Below are 13,803 nucleotides of genomic sequence, written 5' to 3'. Positions count from 1 at the left end.
TCTCACCTTTAATACCGACACGGCTGTTTATTGGCAGCCGTGTTGGCGTCTATCATTTCTGACCTGCCCCTATTCAGCGCGATCGTAACCAGCCAGACTCAATGCATAGTCACGAACATCGCATGGCCAATTGGCTGTGAGCTGAATGAATTTATTTGAGTCTCCGGCAAACAATGCTCGCGTACTTTCTTCAAAACCAGCCATGTCACCAGCCATTGCTGACATGAATTGATAAGCTCGTTCCTGAGCCTTTCTCTTATCTTCCTGTGTCGCGGTACGGCGTTTAGCCTCTTCAACTAGCTTACGTAAAGCAACTGATGCGCCTCCCGGTTGTGTTGACAACCAATCCCAGTGACGAGGTAACAACGTAACCTCGCGAGCGATCACGCCGAGCTTTGGTCGCCCGCGACTGCGAGATTGAGATTGCTCAGCTTCAGATTCTTGAATCTCAACATCCTGAGACTCTTGAGGTAATCGCGCGATCATCTCAGCATCCGTGCCACGGATGTCTAACTCGATGACATGTCCAGTATGGTCGTCAAAGGTCAATATAGAGTGGATAGAACCTGATTCCACCGCCCGTTTTACTGCCAGTGCGTTGGTTTCTAAATTGCCGTGGGCAATCCGTTGCCAGCCATCAAAGCTGGTGAATGAGGGTTGTGTTACAGTTGGCATAGCGATTTTGTCCAGAATTTAAAGTTTTTTAATTTTACCCGGGTAAATATAGATGTCAATAATACCCGGGTAAAATAATGCTATGCACCCGGTTGTAGATTGAATGGCCACCAAGTGATACGCATTACATTACATTGCGCCAAAATCAGTTACATTTTAATATACAATATCGCAACATATCGCACTTGTTGCTAAATCAAAGGCACAACAGCGGCATAAGCTTGATGAGTATCTCCCCCGACAGTAATTCGCCTGAGTGAGAGGGTTCTGCCACATGGCAGACGACGTATTTGCTACGAAATAAGCAGGTATAATATGAACACTCAAATCAAATATGCTCTGACCATTGCCATCATTACTTTAGCCAGTGCCAATATCGCCCGCGCTGCGGACCCACAAATTCCGTGGGCCGATAACAGTGGTGGAACTGAAAGTACCCATATCGCCGCAGTTGGGCAAGACTTGAATTCACACCATCAGGCCGTGACCAAAACACCAGAAGGCGTTTGGGCAGCCAATAGCGGCAGTATCAGCCAAGATGAACAAGCGCTACAGAGCAGCAAGCCCGCCTTTGCCGGTACGCCATCATTAATGCCTCATCAGGGATAATATAATTTCCTTATTATCCTAGCGGCATAAATAGGCTATTAGGCAAATAAAAAGGCCGTTATCGATAATGTCTCGTTAACGGCCTTCGTTTAATTAAATATCCCTGAACTACGCCAGCAATAATTTTTGTAATTCTGCCAATGAGCTGACTTGATAGCGAGGTGCAATATTATTATCGGCTGCTGCGCCATGCATATTAAGCCAACAGGTATCGATCCCGGCGTTAATCCCGCCTTGAATATCAGAATGGAGGTTATCCCCTACCATCAGAATATTTTCTTTCGCCGGATGATTCATTAAATTAAAAGCATGTTCGAATATGGCAACATCTGGTTTAGCTGCCCCCACTTCTTCAGAGATAATCAGCGGAGAAAAGACATTTTTTAAGCCAGTGCGTTCTAAACGTATGGTTTGCAACTCGGTAAAACCATTGGTAATGATACCCATGTTAACTTTGCCGCTCAGAGCATCAACCAGTTCCCGTGCACCAGGCAGCAATGAACAGATATCTGCCATAGCGGTTAAAAACTCACTGTTCAAGCGCGTCGCCGCCACACCTAATTTTTCAGCCCACATCTCAAAACGCGTATTTTGCAACTCAGTTGCTGATATTTTCCCGTCTTGATAGTCAACCCACAGTGGCTTGTTAACCAATTGATAATGGTCGAAATCCTGTACGGAGAAATCTACGTTAAAACGTGAAAACATCAGCTTTAACCCTTCATAGGCATCAAAGTGAAATAGAGTTTCATCCGCATCGAACAGTATCCATTGGTATTTCATTACGCTTATCTCTCTGACATTTGGCATTATTAGGCGCGTTATGGTAGCGATTATTGTGGACCGGCTCAAGCAAGGAGTGCTGCTGATATCTCGCGATCTAGGGTGATAGTCTCTTCGCCAGTGATCAATGGCACCTCAAACGCAGCTAATACCTTTCGGTTAATTTCCACCAAAGCATCTTCAAGTTTAATTTCCATATCACAGGCAATATCGACCAATTTCTCTCGCTCCCAAGTATCACGGGAAATGAGTAACTTCAAGAACGTCACCGTACCATCAGGCAAATTAGCACTGATCGCCGCCATTGATTGTGGGTTAATTTCTTCCGCTGTCTGTGCCACGACGGTTTCAGTAACAAATAGATTCTCAAGTAATGTGACCAGCTCCTGACTCTCTTTTTTCAGTAAATTAACGCGGTCGGTATCGGTAATAACTTCGGCTGTTGGTGACGGCAGACTTAACGTCATGGGTGTTGCACGGCTATCAAGATCGGCATAGACCCATTTGCTGTCCAGAGCAAAACGCTGGTAGACCCGCTCAAGGAATTTGACTTCCTGTGGGGTGATTGTCCCTTCAACTTGCATTAAATGAGCCAGGAAACGAGCAATAACTCGGCGATTCTCCAGTGAAAGCGGCTCCAAATTGTTCTTTAGCGCTAACAAAGTATTACTTTTACGAATGCCCGGTTGTAGATAAGCTTTTAAACGCATGCGTTGACCCGGGCTTAAGAAACCCCAGGCATCAATATGCCGGGTCAATATTATGGATTCAGGTTCACCGATACGCCCATCGATCATCACTGCGGCACAAGCCAGTTCCACAGCAAGCATGGTCACGCGGTAGGTGTCAAACGTCGCCGACTCGGCAGCCAGTGATTCAATCGGGAACAGCGCCACTGTATCTTGTAATACCGGGGTGCGGTTATCGGCTCTCACATCAGGCTCGACACCCACTTGCAAAGAGGCTAGTGCATAAGTCAATGCCATAACATGGCTGCGAGATAAACGCTCTAATGGCTTGGTGCCACAGGCAGTACTGAGTTGAGTAAACAGCTCAGCTAGCGTGACCATCAGTAAACCGTATCCCACTCTGGCTTTGATACTCTCTAGCTCAGTTTTCAATTCTTTGGACCACAATATCATTGGCATCAATAACTGCCCTTCCAGTGACATCTTCCTCTTAGGATTAACACTGGCAAAACGATTATAGATATCAAGATCCTGCTGACATGCGGCAAATATTACCCGCAACTTATCGCGATGCGCTTTGCATACAGTAACATTTGGCAAGTCGGCAATCTGTTGGAAAAACTCTTGCCCCATTAAGCCCGCAGAGGCTGGGCGGTAGAATATTTGTAATTTGGTTTTATTGACCGGCAATAGAAAACCTTCGCCGTATTGTTCTTGATAACGTTGTTGGAATAATGTGGCAAAAGCATCAGCACAATGCGCCATCGAAATATTCTGGTTGATAGCCGGGTCGGCTTCCCCCCACGCTAGCGCCCATGCTGCTGGTAAGGGCTTTTGGTCAATGGCTAGCTGCCCTAACCCAACTAACAGCGCCAAAGGAAATTCAGTTGAGGCTTCGCGCACCACCGGCGGGGGTGAGAGATAAAGCTTCTCATCTATATTCACCCTCGAAATATAAACTAATAGATTTTGCGCATAATGATTAAAGGCATTATTTTTACCATAGATATTTAGCAGGCGATTAATTTCAGATTCAATTATAGGAAGTTCTTTTTTCGCCACTGTATCTATTGCTGCATCAATGAGTATGCGATGTTCTAAGCCATAGAAAAATAAGAAAACATAGCCAATATCTGCGGTAGGTAATTTACGACCTGAGGATAACCACTGTAAATATCCCTTTCTCGCCTCAGGTGAACAAGTCGAATAATCGGGCGCACTGTCTATCAGGGGCAATGAAATATCAATTTCTTCTGTCGCGACCTCCATCGATGGATTAATAAATGCCGGCTCTGCTCCGGTACGATTACTTTTGTATTTATTACCAATGTAAACCATACCATCAGATAAGGTTATTCCCGCCACCACCGCCAGTTCCCCCGGGCGAAGCCAGGAAGCCCGGGCTAAAGAACCTCGAGATGTTTCTGGCTGTTTTGATTTCGGCTTCTTATCTTCATCACCTAATGGCTTTTGGATCTGTTCATCAGTTGCCGCAGATTGTTCTGCTTCTAACTGCGCAGGGGCAATCTGGTAGTCGCCCAGATCGGGTATCGCCGCGGTTTTTTGCATATCCGTATTGATAGCCGGGCGCGCGTGGGTTCTGGCGCCTTTGAGATTCTGCCAGACAAAATACATGCATAAGATAGCTGCACTCAGTGCAATCCACGCCTCTCTTGGGATACCAGTGATCAAACCTAAAACGACGATCAGTAGGATAACCCAGCCGGTACCAGTAGATTTTCTCTTAGCCACGATGGTTTATATGCCCCTATCTTAAAATAGTAATTTTTATTCTGCCTTTAATGGCAATTTCTAATAAATAGTTCTTTTTACGCATGCTTTTTACATAAATAGATCACGGTAAAAACCACAGAGGAAACCGATAAATTAGACTTAAGTGCAATTTATCGGTTAAATAATAAGTTACTGTTTTATTTTAAATAGTATGTACTCGGCTTCGTCGTGAATCCAAGCATACAATAAGTCAATTATGCCAGTTGATTATGCATTCAGCTAGCAAAGACTATGCAACCATTGGATAAATTCCGCCGCTTTAGGTTTGTCCAACGTGCGTTTGGGATAAATTAAATAATAAGGTTTCGTCACTGGCAGTTTGTGGTCAGATAATTGAATTAAGCGACCGTCCGCTAATTCTTTTTTAATCAAATGCTGCTGTCCCAGCAAAATGCCGTTACCCGCCAGCGCTGAATCGATCGCCATGGCGGTTAAATTATAGATTGGCCCACGATTAGGCGTGCATTGCGACCATTTTGCAGACAACAACCACTCATGCCAGTCGGGGAGAAATTGCCCTTCTTTGCCCCAATCAACATGAATCATGGGGTAGTTAATGTGGTGTTTCCCTTCTGACCAAGCAGTGGTTAATAAATTGGGGCTAGCCACCGGGAAGACCCAGTCTTGGAATAAAACCTCTTTTTCTTGCTGAGGATAATACTCATCACCAAAAGCTAAATAAAAGTCAGCCGCAGTACGATTAAAGTCCACAGCTGAATGCGTTGCATGAATACGGATATCGATATCCGGATGCTGTGTCAGCCAGTGTTTGAGCAACGGATTAAGCCAGCGACTGGCGAGTGCTGGCAATGCAAAGATATTTAGCGATAAATCGCCTTTATCTCGCTCCAGGCTCTGTTGTGCCACCCGTAATGTTTCAAAGGCTTGTTGCACATAAGCCAAATAAGCACTGCCTTGCTTAGTCAGTTCAACCCCTGATTTTGACCGGGCAAAGAGTTGAATGCCCAAATGCTGTTCTAATTGACGAATTTGCTGGCTAACCGCCGCAGGTGTTAATGATAGGCATGCAGCTGCACGAGCTAAACTCCCCATTTTTGCTGCGGTTTCAAATGCTAAAATGGCAGTTAATTTTGGCAAGCGAACTGCTTTTAAACTCCCCATTATTCGCTCCCTTCCCCATTATCTGTACTGTCGCTATCGATAGCTGAACTTAACCTATCATTAACGTTTTATTGTTATTCCAGTTACAACTAATCCTATACAGTTAGTCATAGAAACCAAGCAACATTTAGCATCACTGCGGGGATATATGCAGAAACTCGATGAAATCATTAATATGGCGGCGAATCCAGTTAACGACTTAGCCTTCATCGCCCAGTGTAAAGAGACTTTAGAAAGCTATGGGGCATTAGTCCTATCAAACTTCTTATTACCCCAAGCACTCGATAGCATCAAACAAGAAGGTATCGAGCATCAGCACCTGGCTTATTATGCCGCTAATCAACACAATGTTTATCTAACTAAAACTGATACGGATTTTGCCGTTGAACATCCCAGAAATCGCTTGGTGACCTCATCAAAGGGCTGTATTACTGATGAAGACATCCCGGTAGATTCTGCGCTCAGAACCTTATATGCCGCAGCAGATTTTCAAAACTTTCTGTGCGCCGTATTAAATGAAAAGCAGCTCCATCCCTATGCGGACTCACTTTCTTCCATTAATTTACACTATGCCGCTCAAGGCCAAGAACTGGGTTGGCACTTTGATAATTCATCATTTGCTATCACCTTATTAGTGCAAAAACCTCAGGCGGGGGGTGTTTTTGAATATATTGAAGAGATGCGAGATGCCGACCAAGGGGAAATGAACTATTCCGGGGTGGAAAAACTATTGAATCAACAAATTACGCCTAAAACATTACAGATTGAACCCGGTGATTTAGTCTTATTCCGCGGACGAAATGCTATTCACCGTGTCACACCGACGCAGGGTGACATTACCCGCATGCTGGTGGTACTGGCCTATAATGCTCAACCTGATATTTCGCTATCAGAAAGCGCCAGAATGACGTTCTATGGCCGCCTTTAGTTTTTATTGTGTCCGAAGTTATGCGAGATAGGCTTGCCGATATTTAGCGGGCCTCCTTGCCCACCAAAAGAAATATCCTGTATTTAGACCACGCCAGTTGTCACGCTAAAATGACGCGTTTCTCCCGGTGAAAGTAGCAGTAAAGTCCCCTTTTCTTTTGCTGCCAGATATCCTTCTGGACGGCAGGTTGCCGGTAGAATAAAAGCAGCCACTTTCTGATCACCGTTATACAGTATCCAGCGAGTACCATAATTAAACTGTGCGGTTGAAAAACGAGTTACAAAACGATGCCCTTGTGGAGCCAACATAAAGAACTCGGCTTCATCAACGTACTGTGATAAATCATCGGCAAAGAAAACGATCTCTGGATCGTAGAACTCCGGCTCATTTAAATCAGTTAATCCCGCAGGTCGATCCTGTAATTGCCGAGTGTATTGCAACCACTGTGGTGTTGGCTGTACGTGTGCCGGTACCGTTTCACGGAGTTTTAATGCTGAACCCGGTAAATTTTGGCGGAAAGTGGCCCCCGGAATATAGGTGTAATTCATATGGCACATATATTGGAGCGGCATTGGGACACTGGCCAAGTTGGTGACATTCATTTCAATATCAAACTGCGCACTCCCAGCGGTTAATCTCACCAGCGGTTGCGCGCAATAGTGATCACCAAACCCTTTCACATATTCCACACTTCCTGTTAGTGCTAGCTTGTCACCCTCAATAACTAACCAGGCGTGATCCATTTCGGCGCAAGGCATTTCGCCATGAAGGACATGGTCATCCTGCGGTGATGGGCAACCATTACGGCGCAAACCTGAGTGGAAAGCAAAACAACCGTAAGTATCGACAATATTCTCTCCCCGTTTTGGTTGAGAGAACATGTTATCCATTTTCAAATTATGGCCATCAAACTCAGCATCCCAAATCATCTGCCCGTAATAAGGTAAGATAGTCACATAACCACGAGAGTTGCTAATCTTTAAGGCTTCAATTCCCGATGCATATTTAAAGCTGGTCACAGTAAAGTTGTCGCTGTGAAAAATTTCCTGCTCATGGCGGCTGAATTGTTCACGGAACAGCGCTATTTTAGCGGTCATTATTCTACTCCCCGTTTAACTAGGATTCGTTATTTGCCAATGTTGCCGCATTGACTCGCTGTTTATTGCGCAGTTCACCCCAGAAATAGAAACCTACATAGGCGAAGCACAGTAAAGAGACAACAAAAGCATGCTGCATTGAGCCTAAATGGTCAGAGACGAAGCCCTGCAAGGCAGGAACAACCGCAGCACCGACAATTGACATGACAATAATCGCCCCAGCTACCTCGGTATATTTATTGTCTACTGTATCCAATGTGCCGGCATAAATGGTGGCCCAGCACGGCCCGAATAATACGCTGACAAATACGGCGGCATAAACCGCAGTAAAGTTAGGTACACAGACCACATATAGCAGGGTTAATGCTCCCAAGATGGAATAGGCAATTAACACTTTCTCTGCTTTAAAACGGGTCATCAGGAAGTTGGCAACAAACTTACCGATAAAGAAGCAAATAAAACTGTAGATCATAAAGTTTGCAGCATCTCGTTCATTAGATGCGCCAAGATTCAACGCCAGACGAATAGTAAAAGACCAGACTGCGACTTGCATACCAACATAAAGGAACTGTGCCGCAATGCCTTTTTTAAAGCGACCATTCCCTGCCAGGTATTTCAGTGTTTCTTTTAATGATGGCTGGGCCACTTTCTTATTACTGTCGCCTTGAGGCTTGCAATGTGGATAACGGGTAATGACAAAGAGCAGCATTACCAGTAATAGGACAAAGATTAGATATTTATAAGGCTCTAAGGTGTGTTCTAACATGCTAAGACGAAACTCATGGATCTGCTCTGGCGTCATTGATGCCATTTGACTCTGTAAACTGTCGCCTTCCTGGAATACCAAATATTTGCCTAATACTATCCCCATCAATGCGCCAATCGGATAAAACGTCTGGCTGATATTCAGGCGCAGAGTGGCGTAATCCTTATGACCAATCATTGAGCTGTAGGTATTGGCGGCGGTTTCGAGGAAGCTCAAACCAATGGCAATGGCGAAAATAGCCGCCAGAAACATGGTGTAAGTTGCCATGTGCGATGCGGGATAAAACAATGTACAACCAACAATATAAAGTGTTAGCCCAATCAAGATAGCCACTTTATAACTGCTTTTCTTAATCACTAATGATGCGGGAATAGCAATCAGGAAGTAGCCACCATAAAAGGCACTTTGTACCAATGCACTGGCGAAATCACTGAGAGCGAAAACACTTTTAAATTGAGTAATTAAAATATCATTCAGACTGGCTGCACATCCCCAGAGTGGGAATAAGCAGGAAAGCAAAATAAATTGGAATAAAGGGGTTTTATTTAAATAGCCATCTGGCAGTTGAACGGTATTCAGGCGCATTTTATTTTCCTTGGTGTAGGGTATTTAAAAAATCAATAAATTGCGACGCGTCAGGGTAAGAACGTTGTGTTCCTTTGCCGGTGACACTGTATGCTGCAAAAGCAGAGGCCATCTCCATAGCTTTTAATACATTTCCGTGCTGAACATATTCATGAGCAAAACAGCCAATAAAAGCATCGCCAGCGCCACTGGTATCAATGGCATGAACACTGACCGGCGGCACATGGTGAATGTCTTCGCCATGCATCCATAAAGAACCACGATGCCCCAACGTAATAATCAGGTTATGTAGACCTTTATCCAACAAGCTGCGCCCTGCCCGATAAATATTATCCAGACTGTCCACTGGCATTCCGGTCAGAATGGCAAGTTCGGTTTCATTTGGCATGAAGAACTCGCACTGACAGGCATAGCCAATATCAAGCGCTTTAGATGCCGGGGCTGGATTGAGAATGACTTTAATCTGGTGCTGACGAGCAAAATCAATCGCGGCATAGACCGTTTCTAATGGTATTTCGAGTTGCAAGATGATCAACTGGCAGGTCTTTAAGGCATCAACCGCAGCGTCTATATCTGCCGGTGACAGGTGGTTATTCGCACCTTTGATAATGAGAATGCGATTTTGTGATGACTTATCGACAAAAATGGGTGCGACACCACTGGACGTTCCGGCGACTGTTTTCACATATTGGGTATCAATACCCGCTTGTTGTAAGTTTCGAATGGTATTTTCTGCAAACAGATCATCACCCACGCGAGTGACCATCATGACATTGGCGCCTAATCTGGCCGCGGCTACTGCCTGATTCGCCCCTTTACCGCCGCACCCGATTTCAAAATCCGGTGCTTCTAATGTTTCCCCGATTTGTGGCATTTCATCAATGTAGGTGATCAGATCAACCATGTTCGAACCAATGACTGCAATATCCATTGTCCCTTCCTCTATGCTATTTTTTTATCATTAAATGTTAATGCAATAACATTATCAGGCTATAAATGTTATGTGTGTGACAATGATCGCAGCAATGAAAGGGAGGTAATTCGGTTTTTCGCCTTAACCAGACAATCTAAAATGTTATTATTATAACAATTGATAAGCGATGATGATGTAAAAAGGAGATTTCGGCAGAAATAAAAGCCTGGGAGGGATGGCTACAATAAAAATCCCGGCCATAACTGCACCGGGATTATTCAACAAAAAGAAAGGGAATTTATTTAATTGCCATAGCATCACGCATGGTAAAGAACAGGTCGGTCTGATCAGTTAGACCGACAACATTGGCTGCATGTGGGCCATAAGCAGCGATACGCAATTGGGTACCGGTGTGCCCTTGGGAGTCATCTTCAGAGTTGCCATAGCTGATCGCCATTATCGCACCATCTTTAGTGGTTAATGCTTGCGTCAAACCTGGAGCTTTAGCGTCAGCTTCTATAATTTGGCTGGAATGCGCGTGGTCTGCCGTCACAATAACCAAGGTGTTACCATCAGCACGGGCGAACTCCAGTGCTTTCTGTACGGCTTCATCCAGATCGACGGTTTCGCCAAACTGGCCACATGGGTTAGCGGCGTGGTCTTGTTTATCAATCGACGCCCCTTCTACTTGCAGGAAGAAGCCATTTTTATTGGTTTTCAGCAGGTCAATGGCCTTTTCAGTCATGACTGCCAGCGTTGGAATATCCTTGGTACGTTCGGCATTATTTTCACATACAACCGCGGGTTTATCGAGATTGCCGTGGTAAGAGGCTTTTGGCCCCTGCCAGCGCACCGGCATATTGCCAGAGCTGAATAGCCCTAAAAGCGGTTTCTTCTGGTCTGCCTGTTTGATGGCATTCAAGTCATCAAGGTTTTCGACAATCACATAACCACGGGCCAATGCTTGGTCACGCAGTGATTTATCTTTCCACTCACCGGCTTTAGCCAACTGGCTGAATGATTTTGCGCCACCACCCAAAGTGACATCGGCGCGCCCTTCAATCATTTGCTCAGTAATAGAACCGCGGCCCCCATTTTCCAATGCATTGGTGCCACATTTCTCACTGGTTTCTTCTGGGCCGTAACATTTACGCCCGGTGACATGCGCAAACTGTGCTGCTGGCGTCGCATCTTGCAGCTCTGCGGTTGACACATTACCGGTAGCTTTACCCGCTTTTTTAGCCAGTTCTAAAATAGTGACATGATCTTTGCCAAACACATCGACACCCAGCGCGCCATTATAGGTTTTTACACCCGAAGACCATGCGGTCGCGGAAGCGGCTGAGTCAGTGACATAATCTGGCTTTTGCGTTTTTTTATCTAATGAATAGTGGGTGTATTGCCCTGTCAGCGGCAGGGCATCAATGCCTTTAAAGAAGCCACCGGCCCCCATAGCATAGTTACGTGCAGAGGTGATTTCTGAATCCCCCATGCCGTCACCAATCAATAAAATGACATTTTTTACCGTCTTATTAGATAACGAGTCACGCAGAGCTTGAGTTTGATCCCCCGTCAAACGACGCGCTCCGCCAAACTGGGTGACATCGCCATGAGCGCTGCGATCGTATAGCCCAGTAGCGGCGGCAACCGCATTCGGTGCAAACAGAGAGCTGCTTAAGATCAGGGTGGATAACGCTATGCCGGACAAAGTGGATATGCGGTTCTGCATCAGTAGAATTCCTTGTTGTAAAACAGTAATACAAATTGTATTTATTGATTACAACGGATACTAAAACAGGCTAATGACGCTTTTATGACAAGCGCAATTAATTATTAATCCTTAACTTTCAAGATTATTCCCAGACCTTTCGCAGCCAAACAACTCGATGGCGTTAAATTAGCCCCCCATTGGCCCGCAAAACTTGTCCATTAATCCAGCCACCCTCTTTACTGACTAAAAAGGCCACTGCCGCCGCGATATCTTCAGGTGTACCCAATCTTTCCAGTGGGGCCATTTTTGCCATTTTTTCAATCAGCTCAGGTGATTTACCATTTAAGAACAGGTCGGTCGCTGTTGGCCCAGGAGCAACAGCGTTGACCGTAATATTGCGGCCCCGTAATTCTTTTGCCAATATGGCAGTCATGGTTTCAACAGCGGCTTTTGTGCCCGCGTAAACAGCATATTTCTCCAGTTTTAGCCCCACCACACTGGTTGAGAAGTTAACAATACGGCCTCCATCTCTCAGCCGTTTAGCCGCTTCCCGCATTCCGTTAAAACTGCCTTTTAGGTTGATGGCAATTTGGCGGTCGAAGTGCTCATCATCACTCTCAGCAATCGTGCTAAGAGACAGAATTCCCGCATTATTAACTAACACATCGACACCACCAAAAGCCGTTTCAGCTTTGGCAAATAGTTGAGCAACGGCGATGGGGTCACTGATATCGCCTTTGGCGCTTAATGCATTTCCACCCGCTTGTTGTATTTTGCGCACTAAGGCTTCGGCCTCATTATCAGCCCGAGAATAATTAATAAGCACGGTATAGCCATCGTGCGCCAAGCGTTCAGCTATAGCGGCACCAATACCGCGCGATGCCCCGGTAACAATGGCAACGGGCTGAGTTGTATTCGTCATGATATTCCCCTGAAGGTCAGTTTAATGGTCAGTGTTCGCTGATTGGCCGCATATCCCAATGAGATCTGTCGCCGCCAAATCGGTAAACAGAGAATGCCACCTTTACCTATTCGGATAATCCACTATTATTCGGTAACACTATCCGAATAAAGCGAACAATAGCGTGGACCGAATAGATGCAATGCGTGTGTTTACCAGAGTAGTGGAACAGCGCAGTTTTACCCAAACAGCCGAAGATTTAAATTTGCCACGCTCTACGGTGACCGATGCGATTAAGCAACTGGAAAAGCGCTTAAATGTTCGTCTCTTGCAACGAACAACCCGGCATGTCAGCCCGACCTTGGATGGTGAAGCATACTATCAGCGCTGCCTGCACATTATTGCCGACATTGAAGATGCTGAAATGGCGTTTGCCAATGCCAAGCCGCGAGGCTTACTGCGAATTGATGTACAAGGCACTCTGGCCCGCCATTTTGTGTTGCCGCAATTACCTGACTTTATTGCTCAATACCCTGATATTGAATTATTTATCAGTGAAGGTGACCGGTTGGTCGATTTGATTCGTGAAGGCATTGATGGCGTGCTACGTGTCGGGAACTTGCAAGACAGTGACATGGTCGCCCGCCGAGTCGCACTATTACCCCAAGTCACCTGTGCTGCACCGAGTTATCTGCAACAATATGGAATGCCACACAGCTTAAAACAGCTGGCAGAACACCAGATGGTCGGCTTTCGTTCAAGCGCGACCGGTGGACTGATGCCCTTGGAATTTAGTGCGCATGGCACATTGCCGCGCCCCCCAAAAGCAAACTCACATCAGCCATCATCGCCCCGCTCATCCCCTGAATATCATCAAATTAAGCTACGTACTGTTTTGTCGGTCAGTGGCGCAGAAAGTTTCGTGGCTGCTGCACGGCTGGGATTAGGGATTATTCAGGTGCCGCGCTATCACATTGAACCCGATTTAATGAACGGAACATTGATTGAGATACTGCCGGAGTATGCTCCACCCTCCATGCCAGTCTCTTTTCTGTATCCCCATAATCGCCAGCTTTCCCCGCGCGTCCGGATTTTCAGTGACTGGCTAAGCCAACTATTTCTAACTACTGAGCAGCAAAATGCAGACAGATAAAAGTGGCAGTAGACACCCGCAAAAAGAATGAGCCTTGGCTATCATCAGTGGCTTCAATATAAAGAATAAAGATGAAT

Annotated in this window: 12 protein-coding genes; 3 read left to right on the top strand and 9 right to left on the bottom strand. The window is 45.6% G+C overall.

Annotated features, from left to right (window positions below; all coding sequences use genetic code 11):
- Window positions 1–69 precede the first annotated feature (69 nt).
- Window positions 70–675 carry a DUF2239 family protein gene (locus FTA96_RS10525; protein WP_145573756.1) on the bottom strand — a complete coding sequence of 202 codons (606 nt, stop codon included), beginning with the start codon at window positions 673–675 and terminating at the stop codon, window positions 70–72.
- A 327-nt stretch (window positions 676–1,002) separates the two neighbouring features.
- Between FTA96_RS10525 and FTA96_RS10520 the strand changes: the two genes are divergently transcribed.
- Complete coding sequence (locus tag FTA96_RS10520) at window positions 1,003–1,284, top strand: hypothetical protein (RefSeq protein WP_050107193.1); 282 nt, start codon at window positions 1,003–1,005, stop codon at window positions 1,282–1,284.
- Between the two features lie 108 nt (window positions 1,285–1,392).
- Here the strand turns inward: FTA96_RS10520 and yjjG are convergent, their stop codons facing one another.
- The 3 genes from yjjG to FTA96_RS10505 all read right to left on the bottom strand — a co-directional run bounded on the left by yjjG (window position 1,393) and on the right by FTA96_RS10505 (window position 5,672).
- Window positions 1,393–2,067 carry a pyrimidine 5'-nucleotidase gene (yjjG, locus tag FTA96_RS10515; RefSeq protein WP_050107050.1) on the bottom strand — a complete coding sequence of 225 codons (675 nt, stop codon included), beginning with the start codon at window positions 2,065–2,067 and terminating at the stop codon, window positions 1,393–1,395.
- A gap of 65 nt (window positions 2,068–2,132) precedes the next feature.
- Entirely contained in the window at window positions 2,133–4,508 is a 2,376-nt protein-coding gene (locus FTA96_RS10510) for a tellurite resistance TerB family protein (RefSeq protein WP_145573754.1), read from the bottom strand.
- A 261-nt stretch (window positions 4,509–4,769) separates the two neighbouring features.
- Entirely contained in the window at window positions 4,770–5,672 is a 903-nt protein-coding gene (locus tag FTA96_RS10505) for a LysR substrate-binding domain-containing protein (RefSeq protein WP_145573752.1), read from the bottom strand.
- A 148-nt stretch (window positions 5,673–5,820) separates the two neighbouring features.
- Between FTA96_RS10505 and FTA96_RS10500 the strand changes: the two genes are divergently transcribed.
- Window positions 5,821–6,600: a HalD/BesD family halogenase gene (locus tag FTA96_RS10500; RefSeq protein WP_050151191.1), complete on the top strand. Its 780-nt coding sequence runs from the start codon at window positions 5,821–5,823 to the stop codon at window positions 6,598–6,600.
- An 83-nt stretch (window positions 6,601–6,683) separates the two neighbouring features.
- On the opposite strand, the gene FTA96_RS10495 is transcribed toward FTA96_RS10500, so the two are convergent.
- From FTA96_RS10495 to FTA96_RS10475, 5 genes are all read right to left on the bottom strand, one after another.
- Window positions 6,684–7,697 carry an aldose 1-epimerase family protein gene (locus FTA96_RS10495; protein WP_050107057.1) on the bottom strand — a complete coding sequence of 338 codons (1,014 nt, stop codon included), beginning with the start codon at window positions 7,695–7,697 and terminating at the stop codon, window positions 6,684–6,686.
- Between the two features lie 19 nt (window positions 7,698–7,716).
- Window positions 7,717–9,048, bottom strand: a complete 1,332-nt coding sequence (gene fucP / locus FTA96_RS10490) for an L-fucose:H+ symporter permease (protein ID WP_050107059.1) — start codon at window positions 9,046–9,048, stop codon at window positions 7,717–7,719.
- Window position 9,049: 1 nt separating this feature from the next.
- Window positions 9,050–9,979 carry a ribokinase gene (rbsK, locus tag FTA96_RS10485; RefSeq protein ID WP_050145887.1) on the bottom strand — a complete coding sequence of 310 codons (930 nt, stop codon included), beginning with the start codon at window positions 9,977–9,979 and terminating at the stop codon, window positions 9,050–9,052.
- A gap of 280 nt (window positions 9,980–10,259) precedes the next feature.
- Window positions 10,260–11,690: an alkaline phosphatase gene (gene phoA, locus FTA96_RS10480; RefSeq protein ID WP_050107063.1), complete on the bottom strand. Its 1,431-nt coding sequence runs from the start codon at window positions 11,688–11,690 to the stop codon at window positions 10,260–10,262.
- Between the two features lie 163 nt (window positions 11,691–11,853).
- Window positions 11,854–12,594, bottom strand: a complete 741-nt coding sequence (locus tag FTA96_RS10475; RefSeq protein WP_145534288.1) for an SDR family oxidoreductase — start codon at window positions 12,592–12,594, stop codon at window positions 11,854–11,856.
- Window positions 12,595–12,757: 163 nt separating this feature from the next.
- Between FTA96_RS10475 and FTA96_RS10470 the strand changes: the two genes are divergently transcribed.
- Complete coding sequence (locus FTA96_RS10470) at window positions 12,758–13,726, top strand: LysR family transcriptional regulator (protein ID WP_134956805.1); 969 nt, start codon at window positions 12,758–12,760, stop codon at window positions 13,724–13,726.
- The last annotated feature ends 77 nt before the right edge of the window (window positions 13,727–13,803 follow it).

Origin of the sequence: Yersinia alsatica (assembly GCF_902170305.1) — a bacterium.
GTDB lineage: Bacteria > Pseudomonadota > Gammaproteobacteria > Enterobacterales > Enterobacteriaceae > Yersinia > Yersinia alsatica.
This window is presented reverse-complemented; position numbering and strand designations above follow the sequence as displayed.

Coding starts and splice junctions, on each gene's coding strand:
- rbsK (WP_050145887.1), bottom strand. CDS start 9,979: ATGGATATTGCAGTCATTGGTTCGAACATGGTTGATCTGATCACCTAC.
- FTA96_RS10505 (WP_145573752.1), bottom strand. CDS start 5,672: ATGGGGAGTTTAAAAGCAGTTCGCTTGCCAAAATTAACTGCCATTTTA.
- fucP (WP_050107059.1), bottom strand. CDS start 9,048: ATGCGCCTGAATACCGTTCAACTGCCAGATGGCTATTTAAATAAAACC.
- FTA96_RS10495 (WP_050107057.1), bottom strand. CDS start 7,697: ATGACCGCTAAAATAGCGCTGTTCCGTGAACAATTCAGCCGCCATGAG.
- FTA96_RS10475 (WP_145534288.1), bottom strand. CDS start 12,594: ATGACGAATACAACTCAGCCCGTTGCCATTGTTACCGGGGCATCGCGC.
- phoA (WP_050107063.1), bottom strand. CDS start 11,690: ATGCAGAACCGCATATCCACTTTGTCCGGCATAGCGTTATCCACCCTG.
- FTA96_RS10500 (WP_050151191.1), top strand. CDS start 5,821: ATGCAGAAACTCGATGAAATCATTAATATGGCGGCGAATCCAGTTAAC.
- FTA96_RS10525 (WP_145573756.1), bottom strand. CDS start 675: ATGCCAACTGTAACACAACCCTCATTCACCAGCTTTGATGGCTGGCAA.
- yjjG (WP_050107050.1), bottom strand. CDS start 2,067: ATGAAATACCAATGGATACTGTTCGATGCGGATGAAACTCTATTTCAC.